The organism is Kitasatospora sp. NPDC057692 (assembly GCF_042799475.1).
GTDB lineage: Bacteria > Actinomycetota > Actinomycetes > Streptomycetales > Streptomycetaceae > Kitasatospora.
Genome location: NZ_JBHVIV010000137.1, coordinates 1 through 15943 on the forward strand (window position 1 = coordinate 1; position 15943 = coordinate 15943).

The following is a 15943-nucleotide window of genomic DNA, read 5'->3' on the forward strand; positions in this document are numbered from 1 at the left end:
GCGGCGGGGCGCGCGGGGGCCGACGCCGCGCCGGTCGCCGGGGCCCCGGACGCCGGAGCCCCGGTGGCCGGAGCGCCGGACGCCGGGACGCCCGCGGCGGCGGTGCCGGCCGCCGCACGCGGCGCCACCACCACCTGGATCCGCCCGGTGGAGACCCATGCGGCGAGCTTGCCCGCGTCCGCCTGGTCGACGACGGCGTCGAAGACCTGGCTGCCGTCGGTGTCCACCCGGCCCACCGTGTAGACGGTGGCGGCGAGCGTCTCGGACCGCGCGCCGTCCGGGGTGTAGACGACGATCACCGGCTGGCCCGGCTGGAGCCGGGTGGCCGGCAGCTGGGTGCGCCGGGCCGAGACGCCGACCAGCAGCTGCCCGGGGTTGAGGACGAGCGACTGCGCGAGGTCGGACTTGGTGAGCAGCCCGCCCCGGTGGAGGTCGGTGGAGGCCCGCATCCCGACCGCCTTGGCCCGGTCGGCGGCGTCCAGCGGCTTGAGCGCGGGGTCGCTCGCGATCCGGACGACCACCAGGTCCGCCTCGGTCAGCACCTGGCCCCACGGCACGTCCCGGGCGAGCGCCAGCACCGCCACCCGCTGGCCGGTGCTGTTGTACAGCACCGCGCCGCCGAGCCCGCCCGCGGCTATCAGGGCCACCGCCATCGCCAGCACGGCGGGCCGCCGGCGCCGCGCGCCGAGCGTCCGCCCGGGGGTGCGCGGCAGCCCGCGCCGCTGCTCCGGCACGGCCGCGGGGGCGGTCGCGCCGGGCGCGGTCGCCGTGGCGGACGCGCCGGGGCCGGGCGTGGCAACTGTACGGTTCTCCACCGGGCTTCGGCCTTCCTGCGTCGTTCGTCGGGGATTGCTGTGCGTGCCGCCGTGGTCGGCGGGTTAGTTGAGGACCTGGACCTCGGCGACCCGGAAGCCGACGTTCTGCACGTTGACCCGGACCTCGATCGGGTCGACCCTGGTGCCGTCGGAGACGGTCACGTCGTTCATCCACACGGCCTCGACCGAGCCGGTGAACACGCCGCCCCGCTTGGTCCCTGAGCCGGTCCTGAAGACGTGGCCGCAGGTGGGCGAGGGGGCGCCTCCGTACTCGGGCCCGTACGGGGTCCCGGCCGCGGCGGCGCCCTTGCAGGTCACGCTGGTTCCGTCACCGAAGGTCCACTTGACCGAGGCCAGCCGGGGCTTCAGGGCGACCGTCAGGCCGTCCCTGGTGAGCGGTTCCGGGCGCGGCGTCTTCGGGTCCGCCAGCCAGAGCCAGACGTTTCCGCCCACCACCGGATCGTTCTTGGGGGCGACACCGAGGACCGGAGGATCGAAGACCGTCTCCGCCTTGATCTCGTAGGCCATCTTCTTCGGGTCCGGCGGCTGCGGGATGGGCGACTGGGTCAGGTACACCTCCTCGGGCGCGCCTTGGGAACCGTCGGAGAAGACGCAGGTCCTGTTGTAGAGCGCGCCCTTCGCGGGGTCGTTGCCCTTCCAGCGCGCGTCCCCCGCCGCCGGCGGCGGGGTGATGGCCCGGTAGTAGCAGCCGTCCGATGAGCTGAACCAGCCCCGGACGGGGTCGTTGCAGGCGAGGGGCAGACCGTTCCAGCTGCAGATCTGCGGCCCGCCGCCGCCCCCGCCCGTACCGCCGCCGGCGGGGGCCGTCGGCGTGCTGCCGGGCTGGCCGATGCCCGTGCAGATGACGTTGACCTGGCAGTGCGTGGCACCGCCCGTGGGGGCCGGGGGATCAGCCGCCGCAGGTCCCGCTGGTGCCACGAGTAATCCGGCGAACAACGGCGCGCCGATCACCAATCGCCGTACCGGTTTCAGCATGTGCGTCCCACCTCCCGCTTGAACTCGTCGATCAGCCAGCGCGTTTGGAACTGTCGCAGGGAAACGGTCGCCACGTACCGGCCGAACCGGTCGGGCGGGTCCTTCACCGCGCGGGTCTCGGCGTCCGCCTGGTGCCAGCCGGACACGTCCAGGCAGTCCTCGATCACGGCGGTGTTCGGATCGGCGGTCAGATCGACGGACTTCACCACCGCGGAATTCCGCGGTTCGCCCGTCATCACCAGTTTGGCGTCGTGCAGTTGTTTGAGATTGACGAGGGCTTCGGTCAGCGCCTTCCCCGAGGCGAAGGTGCCGAATCCGGAACCGTCCGAATCGGTCCGCCCGAACGCCTCCACCTGGGCCCGCCACCAGTCCTGATAGGCGCTCAGGGCGTCCTGCGCGGCCGCTCCCTCAGGTCCGTCGGTCGGCGCATTCCCGACGTTTGCGGAACCACCCGAAGGAGGGACGGCCGTCACCCCCGCAACCGTCGGCGCGTTCGTCCCCAAGCGATCGGTGGAACCACCGGACCCGCTACCCGCGCAACCGCCCAGCAGCAACACGAGAACCAGCCCTCCGACCCCAACCGCCCCAGGGCGCAACACAATTCCGCGCTGCCGCATCGCCCCACCTCGTCGCAGCCGACCCCGGGTGTGGACCGGGGCCGCCAGAAGAAATCCGCCGTCCCGCCAGTGTTCTCCCGCGAGCATCGATTCTTCGCCAAACCGGGCCTTCACGGCAACACCTGGGGCCTCCTGACCTTACGCGGAAGGCGGATCCGTCGGCGCACTTTCCCGCCACAGCAGGGCCAACAGTTCCTCAGAAAGCGACAATCCGGCCAATGCCCCCCGAACCGCCGCCCGATTGCGCATCAGAAGGCGCCCGCCCTCCGGCGGAACGAGCAGGCGCACACCCGGCGCGTCGGGCTGGTGCGACGGCCCACCGGCGCCGCCGTCCTGCGCGGCGCCACCGTCGAGCAGCGCCCCGACGGCCGGCTGGAGCTCGTGCGGCCCGACGGCGGCGGGCGCGCCCGGGACGCCCTGCCGCAGCACGGTGGTGAGCGCCTGGCTGAACGAGCCGGGGCCGCCCGGCAGGACCGCCTCCCGGCCGCGCCGGCCGGGGGTGTAGCGGCCGGGCGCGTGGCGGCCGATCCGGCCCCAGAGCGGGACGCGCGAGTAGCTGAGCAGTTCGCCCGCGCCGTCCTCGCCGCCGCCGCGCTCCAGCGCCGCCCAGGTGTCCTTGTCGGCGACCGCGTCGACCAGCAGCAGCGCCTCCTCCTGGTCGCCGTGCACCATCGCGCTGACCACCCAGTCCCAGGCCAGGCCGCGCCGGTAGGCGTTGTCGGCGGTGGAGCCCGCCGTCACCAGGGCGAGCCGCCGGCCGCGCGGGTCGGCCACCAACTGGCCCACCAGGCAGACCAGCAGCCAGCGGCCCGGGCGGGCGGCCGCCTCCCGGACCGCGGTGAGCATGGTGTTGGCGTCCGCGACCGGGTCGACCACGGCGACCCTGCTGCCGGCCGCGCCGGCGTCGAAGCACATCCCCGGCAGCACCTCGGCCAGTAACCGGGCGCCCTCGGCCGCCTGCGCGGACCCGCCGAAGGCGCGGTCCGGCCCGCCGTCCGCCCCGATGACCACCAGATCGACCCCGCTTGCCACCCGCACCGCCCCCTCCTGCCCGGCCCCGGCCTCCCGGGACCGCCGAACCGTTCCGCCGTCCGCTCCGCCGTTCGCTCCGGCCCTGCCGCGCACGCCGTCCTGCCTTCTCCGGCGGCGCCGTTCAGTTCCCGGCACGCCCGGCGTGCCCCGGTGCCACCGCCGGGCAGGCTATCGTCCCGGGCCGCCGTCGTCGGGCCTTCCGACGGCGTTCCGGGGCCGAATCCCACGTCCGGCCGCCGTCGAACCGGCGTCCGACCGGCGTCCGACCGGCGTCCGACCTGCGCCCGACCGATGTCCGACGGCGCCCGGGAACCGCCCCGTGGCACCGCCCGGCGCCCTCCCCCGACCACCCGGGGACGGCCGCAAGGCCCTACCGCCCAGGGACCATGGGCCCTGTCGGCCCGCGCGCGGGAGGGGGACCATCGGACCCATGGACCGTGACGACCAACTGGAGGAACTCGGCGCGGACACGTGCCTGCGCCTGCTCAGCACCGTGCCCGTCGGACGCGTGGTGTACACCGAGCACGCGCTGCCGGCCGTGCTGCCCGTCTCCTTCGAGGTCGCTCCGGACGGGCGCCTGCTGCTGGCCGTGCGCCGGGGGAGCGCCACCGCGCGCGGGTTGGACGGCACCGTCGTCGCCTTCCAGGCCGACCAGCTGGACCCGGTGACCCGGAGCGGCTGGAGCGTGCTGGTGCACGGCCGGGCGGACGTCCTGCGCGACCCGGAGCTGCTCCGCCGCGCCCTGCGCTCGGGCCTGCGGCCGTGGGTCGACGACCCGGAGCCGATGGTCGTCTCGCTGGTGCCCGAGCTGATCAGCGGCCGCCGGCTGACCGCGTCCGGCCGCCCCGTCCCGCACGCCTGAACCGCGCCGTCCCGCGTTCCGGACCCGCGCCGATTCGCACGCCCGACCCGCACCGGCCGCCCCGGGGAACGCCGGTTCGAGGACCACCGGCCGTTCCCGGGAACCCCCTGACAGGTGACCGGCGAGTAGGCATACTCTGCGGAGTTCTGTGGAGTTCTGCGGAGTTCGCAGCAACCCGCACCGCCGACCCTCCCCCGTCCCAGGAGCACCCCGTGACGACCTTCGCCTCCCTCGCCGAGCTGACCGCCGCCGTCGGCACCGAGCTGGGCACCAGCCAGTGGCACACCGTCGAGCAGGCCCGGATCGACCTGTTCGCCGAGGCGACCGGCGACCACCAGTGGATCCACGTCGACCCGCAGCGGGCGAAGGAGAGCCAGTTCGGCTCGACCATCGCGCACGGCTACCTCACGATGTCGATGATCCCGATGCTGGCCAAGGAGTGCTACGGCGTCGAGGGCGTGCGGATGGCGCTCAACTACGGCTCGGAGAAGGTCCGCTTCCCCGCGCCGCTGCCGGTCGGCACGGCGGTCCGGGCCAGGGCCGAGCTGGTCTCCGCCACCGAGGTGCCCGGCGGCGTGCAGGCCGTGGTCCGGTTCACCATCGCCGGCGAGACCGGCGCCAAGCCGTACTGCGTCGCCGACACGATCACCCGTTTCTACGCCTGATCACGGGGGAAGGCCCCTGGTCGGCGGACGGGGGCCGCCGCTCGCCGGGTCCGGACGGCCGACCACGAGTAATCTCCGACGAGACGGTTGTCGTACCGAACCGACCTTCCGGTCGGCGGGTACGCGCCCCCGGCATGCCAGGTATCCGTTGCCGTCCTTGGAGGTGCCGTGCCCCGCCCAGCCGCCCCGTGGTACTCCCGAGTCCTCGGTCTGCCCTCGGCGCTGTCCTCCGCCGCGTCCACCGCGTCCACCACGGCCTCCTCCGCCCTCGGCACGCTCCCCGGCCTGGCCGGACTGCCCCGGACGGCCTGGCACCGGGTCCGCACCGACGCCTTCGGCGCCGAGCCGCGCGGCCGGCGGCTGGCCCGGATCCGCCGCTCGCCCCAGTTCGCCGGCGGTGCCTTCCGCAACCCCGTCCCGACCCGCCGGATGGTCTCCGCACGCAGCCCGCTGGAGATCACCCGCGCCCAGCTGGCGGCCGACCGCGCGCGGCGGGCGCCGGCCTCCGCCGTGCCGCTGCACCGGCTGCTCCCCGCCGACCTCGCCGAGCCGCCCGCCTCGGGCCTGCGCCTCACCTGGCTCGGCCACGCCACGGTGCTCGCCGAGATCGGCGGCCGACGGGTGCTGTTCGACCCGGTCTGGGGCGAGCGCTGCTCCCCGTTCTCCTGGACCGGTCCCAAGCGGCTCCACCCCGTGCCGCTGCCGCTCGCCGAACTCGACCCGGTCGACGTGGTCGTCGTCTCCCACGACCACTACGACCACCTCGACATGGACACCGTCCGGGCGCTGATCGGCACCGGCACGGCCTTCGCCGTCCCGCTCGGCGTCGGGGCGCACCTGGAGCACTGGGGGGTGCCGGCCGAGCGGATCGTCGAGCTCGATTGGTGGGAGTCGGCCGAGGTGGCCGGCCTGACGCTGACCGCCACCCCCGCCCGGCACTACTGCAGCCGCGGCCCGCGCACCAGCCCGCTCTTCCTCTGGGCGTCCTGGGTGGTGGCCTCCGGCGGGCGGACCGTCTTCCACAGCGGGGACACCGGGTACTTCGCCGGCTTCGCGGAGATCGGCCGCCGGCTCGGCCCGTTCGACGCGACGATGATGCAGGTCGGCGCCTACAGCGACTTCTGGCCGGACGTCCACATGACGCCCGAGGAGGGCGTGCGGGCCCACCTCGACCTGCGCGGGGAGCTGCTGGTGCCGATCCACTGGTGCACCTTCAACCTCGCCCCGCACCCGTGGGAGGAGCCGGCCGAGCGGGTCGTCGCCGCGGCGCGGGCGCAGGGCGCCCGGCTGGCGGTGCCGCGGCCCGGCAGGCCGTTCGAACCGGCCGAGCCGCCGGAGCTGCGGCGCTGGTGGCGGGCGGTGGCCGCGCCGCCCCGGGACGGCGCGCCGCTGGTGGTGCCGGACGACCCGGCCGCCGCGGCCGACGGGTCGCGGCACCGGGCGGCGGCCGGGGGCGACGGCGTGCCGGTCTGACCGGGCCGCCCTCCCCGCTGCGGCGGAGCCGCGGGCCGTTCAGGCGGCCCCGCGCCCGGCGGCGGCCTCGCGGCGGATGCGCCGCCAGGCGCCCTGCTGCACCAGCAGCGTCAGCACCCCGGCCAGCACGATCCCCGCCATGTTCAGCAGCAGTTGCGCGCTGGAGCCCCAGAACTGCCGGAAGTCCCCGTACCCGAGGGCGACCGCCGCGTTGGCGGCGGCGGGCACCGTGGTCACCGAGATCGCCACGCCGACCAGCATGCCCGCCTTGGCCGAGGTCAGCGAGAGCAGTCCGGCGATGCCCGCGAGGAACGCCACCACGAAGGAGGTGGCGTCGGGCTGCCAGATGAACGAGGTGTTCGGCCGCGCCGCGTCGAACCTCCCGTGGCTGAACAGTCCCAGCCCGTCCATCAGCAGGGCGAACGCGACGGTCAGCGCCATCGCCACCGCGAAACCGGCGACCAGCGCGTTGAGCGAGCGCAGAGCGGGCCGCGCCCGCCGCTGCACCAGGGCCACGCAGAGGCCGGCGAGCGGTCCGAACTCCGGCCCGACCGCCATCGCCCCGACCACCAGGATCGCGCTGTCCAGCACCGCGCCGCAGGCGGCCAGCATCGTCGCCACGGTGAGGAAGGCCAGGTAGACGCCGGTGAGGGTGGACTCCTCGTGGGTGATCTCGGAGACCGCCTCCCAGACCAGCGCGTCCGCGCCCTCACCGGGGGCGAGCCGCTCGGCCTCGTCGGCGGCGGCCGAGATCGTCAGCTCCACCTCCTGGACGTCGATCGCGCCGCGGTCGGTCAGCCCCGTCGCGCGCAGCCCGGCCAGCACCTCGTCCGCCGACTCGCGGGCCACGTCGCAGAGCACCACGTCCCCGGGCGGCCGGACGGCGGCGTCGGGCAGCAGGACCACGTGGGTCACGCCGACGCAGTCGTCCAGACAGGTCAGCACGGGGTCGCGCAGGTCGGTGGGGACGATCAGACGCAGGTGCAGCACGGGGGCTCCGGGCGGGCGCGGCGGCGGGGGTCGTGATCACCCTAGGACGCGCCGCCCCGCCCGGTCGCCCCGGGCGGTGGCCCCAGCGGCCCGTCAGGCGGCGGGCCGCTTGGCGTGCTCGACGAGGTCGACGGTGGCCCGCGGATCGTCGACCTCCACGACCAGCCGGCTGTAGCGCTCGTCGGCGAGCTCGATCACCACGGCCTTGGCGGGGTTCCTGACGTCCCAGAAGACCCACTCGCCGCCCGAGCGGAAGGTGCCGGCGGTGATCACCCCCGGGAAGTGGGTGCCCCCGACCTTGATCCCCTTGGGCTCCCGGAGGATCCCGGGGTCGACGGTGGCGCCCCGGACGTTGGTGAGCGGGATCTCGATCCGGCTGCGGATCGCCCAGAGCCGGTCGAGGCCCTCCAGCTCGACGACGAGGGTCTGGTCGGTGATGCTCACACGGGCCATGGAACTGCTTCCTCCCACTGAATGGACTGCCGGTGGACTGCTGGGGGTGGACTGCTGGGGGCGGCCGAGGGACGGCCGGCGGTCAGCCGACGCGCCCGGCGAAGGCCAGCACCGCGTCGGCGGACGGCCCGCCGAGACCGGCGCGGGCGCGCAGCCGCAGGCCGAGGACGGTCGCGGCGAGCACCCCGGCGGCACCGGCATCGCTGCCGCCGGCCCGCTCGACCGCGTCGTCCAGCGCGGCCAGGCCCTCGCCGACCAGCGCCCCGACGTCCGGATCGCTCCCGGCCCGCTCCACGGCGGCCGACAGCAGCAGCCCGGCGGCCGGCCCGCCGTCGAACGCAGCGACCGCCTGCGCCAGCAGCGCGCCGAGCCCCTCCGCCTCCCGCAGCGCCGCCGCGAGCGGCAGCACCTCCTCGTCGAGGTGCCGGCGCAGCGCGGCGAGGTACAGGCCGCGCTTGCTCCCGAACACCTTGTAGAGGCTCCCCCGGTGCACACCGAGCCCGGTGACGAGATCGTCCACCGAGGTCCCCTCGTACCCGCGGACGGCGAACAACTCCGCCGCCGTCCGCACAGCCTGTTCCTCGTCGAAGGCGCGTGGTCTTCCCATGCCCAGGACTCTACGAGTTGAAGAACGATCAGTCAAGAACAACCGTTCTCAAACCCGTCCCACCGCATGCGCCGCCCCGGCCCCCGCCGCAGCGGGCGGGGACCGGGGCGGCTGGGCGCGGTCAGGGGGTGGCGGCGAGGAGGTCGCGGAGGGTGCGGGCCTCCTTCAGGAGGCGGCTGGTGCCGGGGCGGGCGGCGGCGGTGGTGACCTCCGGGATCGGGCCGCGGGCGGCGCTGCGGCGGGCGGTGTCGGCGGCGACGGTGAGGAGGTCCGCGGTACCGCGCAGGATCTCGCCGCCGAGGACCGCCGGCAGCGCGGCCGCCAGGACGGACCAGACGGTGGCGTGGGCGCCGGTGTCGGCGGCGGCGGTCAGGGCGCCCGCGAGGCGGTTGGGCTTGACCGTGCCGAGCGCCACCAGCTCGCCCAGCTCGCGGCCGAGCAGGGCGCCGTCCAGGTCGCCGCGGGCGGCGAGGACGAGCAGGGCGTCCACGGCGGCGGCGCGGTCCTCGGGGAAGCGGGCGCCCAGGCCGTAGCCGAGGGCGAGGTGGAGGGCGAGCCCGGCCGGGCCGCCGGCCTCGGCGAGCACGACCAGCAGCGGGGCGCCGCCGCGCCGCTCGCGGTCGGCGCAGTCGGCGAACCGGTCCAGCCAGCGGGCGGCCAGCTCCTCGCGGTGGTGCGGGAGCATCGCGGCCCAGTGCGCGGTGGGCTCCCAGAGCCACTCGTTCCACCGGCGGGCCCGGGCCACGCTCGGCTCGGTGCCCTCCAGCAGGGTCCGGAACTCGGGGGCGAGCCGCTCGCCCGCCGGGCCGGCCGGGCCGTGGGCGCCGCGCTGGGCGACGCAGCTCCGCCGGACGTCCTCCCACCAGCGCTCCTCGTAGCGCCGCGGGCGCTTGGAGCCGGTGCCGGGCGCGAAGTGCACCCGCTCCGAGGCCTGGGCCGGCACGCCCTCGCGCAGCCAGGCGGCCGCCCACCGCCCGGCCGCCGAGGTGAGCCGGTCGGCGGCGGCCAGCACGGCCGGGTCCGCCGTCGGGGCGGTCCGCAGCAGCGCGGCGCCCAGGTCGGCCGGACCGGCCGCGGCGCCGGCGGCCTCGTAGCCGGCCAGGCGCTCGACCAGTGTGGCCGCGGCGATCGCGCCGGTGGCGTCGGTCGGCGTGGCGAGCAGGTACGGCGGGGCGCCGGTGGCGATCCGCTCGGCGGCCTCGGTGATCCGGGCGGCCAGCACCTTGCCGTAGTCGGTGGTGTGGGTGCCGCGCAGCGGTTCGCGGCCCTTGTTGCGGAAGACGAAGCCGCGCCGGTGCGGGTCGGCCTGCCCCGCGACCACCGCGGCGAGGTACAGCGCGTCGCCCGGGCCGCAGTCCCGCCACTGGCCGACGTCCTGCCAGGGGTTCACCCGCAGCACCGGCTCCAGCGCCCCGGCGAGCGCCGCCCGGTCGCGGTGGGCGTGCCGGACCAGGCCGTCCAGGACGCGCTCGAAGACGGCGACGTCCGGCTGTTCGGCGGCGCGCAGCACCGCCAGCTCCTCGGCGACCTCGGCCGGGGTGGCGAGCGGCTCCCCGAGCGGGGCGGGCACCGGGGCGGGCGGCAGCAGTTCGTCCCAGGCGGTGTCGTCGCCCCCCGAGCCGCCCACGGGTGCGCCGAACAGCTCGCCGGCCCGGGCCCGGTGGGTGGGGTGGAGCGCCTCGGCGGCGAGCAGCAGCTCCGGCAGGACGGCCTCGCCGGCCGCCTTGAGCCGGCGGGCGACCAGGTTCAGCGCCCGCTCCTGGAGCGCGCTGTCGGGGTGGCCGAAGGCCTCGGCGGCGGCCAGCACCACCGGGCCGGACCGCTCGGGGGAGCGCTTGGCGGCCTGCTCCAGCCAGGCGAGCTGGGCGCGCACCAGCTTCTTCTCGCTGCGGAACAGCACCACCGCCGAGGCCTCCCCGGCCACCTCCGGCGCGACGAGCCCGGCCTCGTCCAGCCCGGCCAGCACCTGCTGGGCGTGGCCGGCCACCACCGAGGGGCCGTCGAGCAGCGCCAGCAGGTCGCGCACCCGGGCCGCGTACTCCTGCGGGGTGGGCGCGAGCGCGGTCAGCACCGTCAGGAACGAGCGCTGGTCGGGGGTCCTGCCGCCGCGCACCAGACGGCCGAGGCAGAGGTCGACCAGCTCCTCGCGCCCGACGTGGCCGGACTCCGCGAGTCCGGCGATCGCCGACGGCCAGGTGTCACCCGAACGGGTGGTGTACGTGTAGTCCAGGGTCCAGGAAACGTCGGCGAGTTCGAACACCCGGGGCAGCAGGACGGAGGTGAAGGTGTCGGTCCGCAGCCGCTCCAGGAGGGTGGTGGCGTTGCCGCGCGGACCGCGCTCCGCCCCGGCCGCCGAGCGCAGCCACTCGGCGACGAAGTCGTCGGAGGCCGGCACCGTGCAGCCGGTGCGCCGCACCACCCGCTCGATCAGCGGATAGAGGTCCCAGCTCCAGCCGGAGCCGCGCTTGGCGGCCAGCCGGCCGACCACCTCGATCTGCCACTCCACCGGCTGCGCCTCGACGACGTCGGCGAGGGCGGGGTTGCGGGCCCAGGAGCCGCCGCTGAAGTCCCGGGCGCCGATCCAGGTGGCGGCGCCGGCCGCACCGGGGTGGCAGCCCGCGCCGGCCACCAGCAGCGCGCACATCCGCCGGTTGGCCTCCTTGGACCACTCGCCGCGGGTGGTGCGGCGCAGCTCCTTGAGCGCCGGGACGCAGGAGCGCCGCTCGGCCGGCCCGAGCACGGCGAGCAGCCCCGGCACCTCCCCGACCCGGCCCTCGCGGACCGCCGCCAGCAGGGCCTCGACCGCCTCCGAACCCGCCGAACCCGCCGAACCCTCCGACCCCGCCGTCGGCACCGTCCCCGCCGCCTTCACCGTCTCCGCCGTCCCGGTGCTCATCGCGCCGCCCCTTCCCGCGTTGCGTCGACCGCCCCGCCCCGAGCCCGCTCCTCGCGGACCATCCCGACCGCCAGCACGTGCTTGCACGGCCCGCGCCCGCCCCGGTACTTCGCCCACCACAGGCAGGTGCAGCCGACCGCGCCGCCCGCCTCCGTACGGACCCGCTGGACGTGGTCGCCGACCGTGACGACGGCCGTCGTGCCGCCCTCCTCCAGCCGCACCGCCCCGGCCCCGACCAGCGCCCGGGCGGCCTTCAGCCGGGGGTTGGCCGCCTCCGCGCGCCCCGCGTCGTACGGGAGCTGCCGGTGGAAGTACGCGGCCTCGGCGGCGTCGTAGCCGATCTGCCCGGCGGTGCCGAGCCGGGTGAGCGCGGCCCGCACCCGGGCCGCCGTGAGCCCGGACTGCTCGGCGAGCTCGGCGATCTCGATCCTCGGCTCCCAGGCGAGCAGCGCCGAGACCAGGTCGGCATCCTGCTCGGCGGTGCCGGTGGCGAGCGCGCCGAGCACCCCGCCCTCGCCGCTGAAGCCCCGGGAGGCGTCCGGCGAGAGGGTGAGGGTCAGCCGCATCCCGGGCAGCTCGACCTCCCAGGCGGAGGCCGCCGGGCCGCCCCCGGCGACCGGCGGGCCGTAGACCCGCAGCGCCCGCGCGTGCCGCAGCACCCGCTGCAGGGCGGCCAGCCGCTCCGGCCCGGGCAGGCAGACCGCGCCCGGCACCGGCCGGGTGGTGGGCCGCAGCGTCCGCCCGGCCGGCACCACCCACTGCGCGACCCGGGCACCCGCCCGGCCGCCGCCGCGCGGCAGCGACCGCAGGAAGCGGACCGCCTCGGCGGCGGGCAGCTCGGCGCGCAGGTCGAAGCCGGCGGCGGTGACCTGGGTCTCCGCGAAGCCGCGCAGCCAGCGCTCCGGCAGCGGCACCTTCTTCTCGACGACCGGCCCGTCGAAGGTGGTGACCTCCAGGGCGTCCGGGCCGACGGCGAGGTGCAGCGGCTCGGCGGGGCCGATCCGGGTGAGCGCCTCGCGCAGCGGGTTGTTGACGTCCACGTTGGTGGTGCCGTGGCCGATCTCGTCGCCGTCCAGGCCGGCGGCGAGCACGTCGAGCCGGGCGTAGACGCCGCAGCAGCCGGAGAAGGACTCGAAGCGGAGCCGGTCGCCGTTGGCGGTGACCACCGGGTCGAGCGAGGCGCGCAGCTGGGGCTGGTAGTAGCGGGCGGCGGCGACGTCGGCGACGGCGAGCAGCGCGGCGGCGGCCGGCGCGGGCTCGGCCAGGAAGCCCGCGAAGAACCGCGGGTGGGCGGCCGCCCCGAGCGGGGTGGTGCCGCCGGAGGTCTCCAGGGCGAGGCGCCGGCCGGCCTCGCCGTCGAGGACCGCGGACGGGCGCAGATAGGCGTACGCGTGTGCGGATTGCGACATGCCGAGCACGTTAGGTCAGGGCACTGACAGTCGGCCTCCACGCACCCTCCGCCCTTCGAATTATGAAACACGTTCTAGCAAGTGTGTTCGCCTCCCGGGTTACCCACGTCACACCGGGTCACCGCCCGCTTCTGCCACTATGGGCCTGTGACAGAGCTGACCGAACAGGACAGGCGGGCCACCGGCACGGTCGGCCCGTTCGCCGAGCTGCTGCGGATCGAGCAGCTCGACGAGAACACGTTCCGCGGCCACTGCCACGCCGGTGCGCCGATGCGCGCGTTCGGCGGGCACGTCGCCGCGCAGGCCCTGGTGGCGGCCGGGCGGACCATCGGGACGGACCGCGCGGTGCACTCGCTGCACGGCTACTTCCTGACCGCGGGCGATCCGAGCCGCCCCATCGAGTACCGGGTCGACCGGGTCCGCCAGGGCACCTCCTACGCCACCCGGCAGGTGACGGCGGTCCAGCGCGGCGAGGCCGTCTTCAGCCTCTCCGCCTCCTTCAAGCGCCCCGAGCCGGCCGCCGACCGGCACCGGGAGGTCCCGCGGCTGCCGGGGCCCGAGGAGCTGCCGGACGTCTTCGAGCGCTGGGACGACGAGGCCCGCGCCGCGCTGGCCGACACCGGCTTCGGCGACCTGGAGCTGCGGTTCGTCCCGGCCGACGCCCCGGGCGTTCCGCCGGCCGTGCCCGGCATGCCGCAGCAGTTCGTCTGGCTGCGCACCGGCTCGCCGCTGCCGGACGACGACCCGCTGCTGCACGTCTGCGCGCTCACCTACCTCTCGGACCTCACCCTCGCCTCGACGGCCGGACTGCACGTCCAGCCGAACTTCTTCCAGCGCACCGAGCCGCCCCGGCTGCTGATGACCTCGCTGGACCACGCGATGTGGTTCCACCGGCCCTTCCGGGCCGACGAGTGGCTGCTGTTCGCGCAGCGCAGCCCGTCCTCCTCGGACGGCCGCGGCCTGGCACTGGGCGAGTTCTACGACCGCGCGGGCCGCCTGGTGGCCTCCGCCGTCCAGGAGGCGCTGATCCGCGAACGCCTGGTCGCACCGCGCTGAGCCGCCCCGCCCGGGCCGCCGGACCGGCCGCCGTTCCACCCCCGCCACCACCCGGTGGCCGGGGGACGAACGGCGGGCGGCCGGACGGCGTCATATTCCTGGGCGGCCCCGGCCCGTATCATGGTGCGGGTGACCAAGGTTGACCTGTCACCACGACCGGTGGAGGCGATGTCTCCGCGTCAGCTCGAACGCCGCGAAAGCCTGATCGCGGCCGCGCTCGCCCTGGTGAACGAGATCGGCGTCGAACGGCTGCAGATGAAACAGGTCTGCGAGCGGTCCGGAGTCGCCCTGGGGACGGCGTACCGCTACTTCTCCTCCAAGGACCACCTACTGGCGGCGGCGATCGCCGAATGGCACCGGCTGCTGCTGGCCGACCTGGTGGCGGAGCTGCGCGGACCGCGTGCCGGCCTGGGCGCCACCGACCGGGTGGCGCGGTTCGTCCGGGGCGGCATGCGGGCCTACCAGCGCCAGCCCGAGCTGGCCCGGCTACGCGTGGCCGTGGCCGCCTCCACCGACCCCTTCGCCAGCGAGGCCCTGCAGGGCATGGCCCGGGCCGACAGCACGGCGCTCCAGGCGGTGATGGCCGACGAGGTGCCGGCCGCCGCGAGCGACCTGGTGCGGCACATCGTCGGCCACGCCTGGCAGGGCGAGCTGACCGCCTGGGTGACCGGGCGCACCACGCTCGGCGACGCCCGCCGGCGGCTGGAGGACGTGGTGCGACTGGTGCTGACGCCGTACGAGACGGCCTACCCGGCCCCGTACGAGGTCCGGTCCAACGCCTGAGCGCCCCGCCCGCCGCCGACCGCCGGGCCCGCCCGGGTTCCGGCGGTCGGCGGCGGGCGGGCGCGGCACGTCCTCAGGCCACCGCCCTCAGGCCACCGTCACCGGGTGCACCACGACCGCGTCGAAGAGGTACCCCTCGCGGTTGAACACCGCCACCTCGGGCTGGGTGCCGCCCCGGCGGTCGGTCGCGCGCGCCCGCAGCTCGTACGGACCGGGCCCCTCCGGGCGCCAGTCGAGGCTCCAGCGCGTCCAGTTCCCGGCGCGCGGCTCGTCGTCCAGCTCGGCCCGGCGCCAGCGCCGGCCGCCGTCGACCGACACCTCCACCCGGCGCACCGGCGCCGCGCCGGACCACGAGCGGCCGTGCAGCCGGTGCGTGCGCCCGGCCGGGAGCACGGCGTCACGGGCCAGCTCGAACGCGCTCTTCACCACCTGGGTGGTGAGCGGCGCGCTGCCGCCGGGCGGGTAGTCGGGGCCGAAGAGGCGGTAGGAGTCGGTGTTCCAGGGCGAGTACAGCGGCCGGTCGGACACCTCGACGGTGCCGACCCACTTGATCGAGGCGATCCCGACCCAGCCCGGCACCACCACCCGGACCGGCGCCCCGTGGTCGGGGGTCAGCGGCTCGCCGTTCATCTCGTAGGCGAGCAGCACGTCGTCCAGCGCCTTGGCGACGGGCAGCGGTCGGCGCACCCGGCCGAGGCTCACGCCGTTGACGACGGGCTCCGGGTCGAGACCGGCGGGCATCACGTCCACCGCGCCGGCCGTCAGGCCCGCCCGGCGCAGCACCTCCCCCAGCCGCACGCCGCGCCAGCGGGCCGCACCGATGCCGCCGAGCGCCCACGGGGTGCCGGGCACGGTCTGGTGCTGCTGGCTCGCGAAGAAGCTGCGGCCATTGCCGGCGCACTCGATGAGCGCGCCGACCGTGTGCGAGGGCAGCTCGCGCAGGTCGTCGAGCGAGAACTCCACCGGCCGGTCCGCCGTCGGCGCGCCGCGCAGACCGCTGCCGAAGAGCCGCAGCCGCCAGCTCCCGGCGTCGATCAGCGGGGTGCTGGTGTGGTTGCGGACGAAGAAGCGCTCCACCGGGACATACCGGCCGACCGGGGCGCCGTCCGCGCCGTCGCGCAGCGCGTCGAACCGCATCTCGGCGTTGGTCCCGCGCGGGACGAACCACTCGGCGGGCAGCGGCTTGACGATCCCGGGCACCGGTCCGGCGGCCGCCGCCGCGCCGGCCGGGGCGCCCGGAGGCGTGCCGGGCGCGGGCGCCGGGGCGGCGGCCGCCGCCCGCTGCGGAC

15 protein-coding genes are annotated in these 15943 nt (G+C 76.3%); 5 read left to right on the plus strand and 10 right to left on the minus strand.

All coding sequences use genetic code 11. The features are described 5' to 3' along the window. From ACFVFS_RS38610 to ACFVFS_RS38625, 4 genes are all read right to left on the minus strand, one after another. Window positions 1-815: SAF domain-containing protein (locus tag ACFVFS_RS38610; RefSeq protein WP_380629696.1), on the minus strand; the 815-nt coding region annotated here is incomplete at its 3' end. A 63-nt stretch (window positions 816-878) separates the two neighbouring features. After that, entirely contained in the window at window positions 879-1754 is an 876-nt protein-coding gene (locus ACFVFS_RS38615) for a hypothetical protein (RefSeq protein WP_380629697.1), read from the minus strand. Between the two features lie 50 nt (window positions 1755-1804). Continuing rightward, window positions 1805-2368: a hypothetical protein gene (locus tag ACFVFS_RS38620; RefSeq protein WP_380629698.1), complete on the minus strand. Its 564-nt coding sequence runs from the start codon at window positions 2366-2368 to the stop codon at window positions 1805-1807. A 198-nt stretch (window positions 2369-2566) separates the two neighbouring features. Further along, a complete protein-coding gene (locus ACFVFS_RS38625) occupies window positions 2567-3466 on the minus strand; it encodes a hypothetical protein (protein WP_380629700.1) in 900 nt (299 codons plus the stop codon). Window positions 3467-3890: 424 nt separating this feature from the next. On the opposite strand from ACFVFS_RS38625, the gene ACFVFS_RS38630 reads away from it, so the two are divergent. The 3 genes from ACFVFS_RS38630 (at window position 3891) to ACFVFS_RS38640 (ending at window position 6460) form a co-directional block, all read left to right on the plus strand. Then, on the plus strand, window positions 3891-4322 hold the full coding sequence (locus tag ACFVFS_RS38630) for a pyridoxamine 5'-phosphate oxidase family protein (RefSeq protein WP_380629702.1): 432 nt from the start codon (window positions 3891-3893) through the stop codon (window positions 4320-4322). A gap of 212 nt (window positions 4323-4534) precedes the next feature. Beyond that, entirely contained in the window at window positions 4535-4987 is a 453-nt protein-coding gene (locus tag ACFVFS_RS38635) for a MaoC family dehydratase (RefSeq protein WP_380629703.1), read from the plus strand. 285 nt (window positions 4988-5272) lie between these two features. Then, the gene (locus tag ACFVFS_RS38640; protein WP_380629712.1) at window positions 5273-6460 is read left to right on the plus strand and encodes an MBL fold metallo-hydrolase; all 1188 of its coding nucleotides are present in this window, start codon (window positions 5273-5275) and stop codon (window positions 6458-6460) included. A gap of 39 nt (window positions 6461-6499) precedes the next feature. Here the strand turns inward: ACFVFS_RS38640 and ACFVFS_RS38645 are convergent, their stop codons facing one another. The 5 genes from ACFVFS_RS38645 to ACFVFS_RS38665 form a co-directional block, all read right to left on the minus strand. Then, on the minus strand, window positions 6500-7450 hold the full coding sequence (locus ACFVFS_RS38645) for a DUF389 domain-containing protein (protein ID WP_380629704.1): 951 nt from the start codon (window positions 7448-7450) through the stop codon (window positions 6500-6502). Between the two features lie 93 nt (window positions 7451-7543). After that, on the minus strand, window positions 7544-7903 hold the full coding sequence (locus ACFVFS_RS38650; RefSeq protein ID WP_380629705.1) for a hypothetical protein: 360 nt from the start codon (window positions 7901-7903) through the stop codon (window positions 7544-7546). Between the two features lie 82 nt (window positions 7904-7985). Further along, on the minus strand, window positions 7986-8510 hold the full coding sequence (locus tag ACFVFS_RS38655) for a TetR/AcrR family transcriptional regulator (protein ID WP_380629706.1): 525 nt from the start codon (window positions 8508-8510) through the stop codon (window positions 7986-7988). A gap of 121 nt (window positions 8511-8631) precedes the next feature. Beyond that, window positions 8632-11406 (minus strand): DUF6493 family protein, encoded by a 2775-nt coding sequence (locus ACFVFS_RS38660; protein WP_380629707.1) that lies wholly within the window; start codon window positions 11404-11406, stop codon window positions 8632-8634. After that, complete coding sequence (locus ACFVFS_RS38665) at window positions 11403-12815, minus strand: SWIM zinc finger family protein (RefSeq protein WP_380629708.1); 1413 nt, start codon at window positions 12813-12815, stop codon at window positions 11403-11405. The genes ACFVFS_RS38660 and ACFVFS_RS38665 overlap by 4 nt, the downstream gene beginning before the upstream one ends. Before the next feature lie 147 nt (window positions 12816-12962). On the opposite strand from ACFVFS_RS38665, the gene ACFVFS_RS38670 reads away from it, so the two are divergent. Then, window positions 12963-13871: an acyl-CoA thioesterase gene (locus ACFVFS_RS38670; protein ID WP_380629709.1), complete on the plus strand. Its 909-nt coding sequence runs from the start codon at window positions 12963-12965 to the stop codon at window positions 13869-13871. Between the two features lie 129 nt (window positions 13872-14000). Then, the gene (locus ACFVFS_RS38675) at window positions 14001-14654 is read left to right on the plus strand and encodes a TetR/AcrR family transcriptional regulator (RefSeq protein WP_380629710.1); all 654 of its coding nucleotides are present in this window, start codon (window positions 14001-14003) and stop codon (window positions 14652-14654) included. Between the two features lie 87 nt (window positions 14655-14741). On the opposite strand, the gene ACFVFS_RS38680 is transcribed toward ACFVFS_RS38675, so the two are convergent. Then, window positions 14742-15943, minus strand: a 1202-nt coding sequence (locus ACFVFS_RS38680; protein ID WP_380629711.1) for a sulfite oxidase, incomplete at its 5' end; no start/stop codon positions are given.

Excerpts from the sequence above, each read along its gene's own strand:
- ACFVFS_RS38650 (WP_380629705.1), bottom strand. The coding sequence starts at position 7,903 with ATGGCCCGTGTGAGCATCACCGACCAGACCCTCGTCGTCGAGCTGGAG.
- ACFVFS_RS38655 (WP_380629706.1), bottom strand. The coding sequence starts at position 8,510 with ATGGGAAGACCACGCGCCTTCGACGAGGAACAGGCTGTGCGGACGGCG.
- ACFVFS_RS38665 (WP_380629708.1), bottom strand. The coding sequence starts at position 12,815 with ATGTCGCAATCCGCACACGCGTACGCCTATCTGCGCCCGTCCGCGGTC.
- ACFVFS_RS38630 (WP_380629702.1), top strand. The coding sequence starts at position 3,891 with ATGGACCGTGACGACCAACTGGAGGAACTCGGCGCGGACACGTGCCTG.
- ACFVFS_RS38660 (WP_380629707.1), bottom strand. The coding sequence starts at position 11,406 with ATGAGCACCGGGACGGCGGAGACGGTGAAGGCGGCGGGGACGGTGCCG.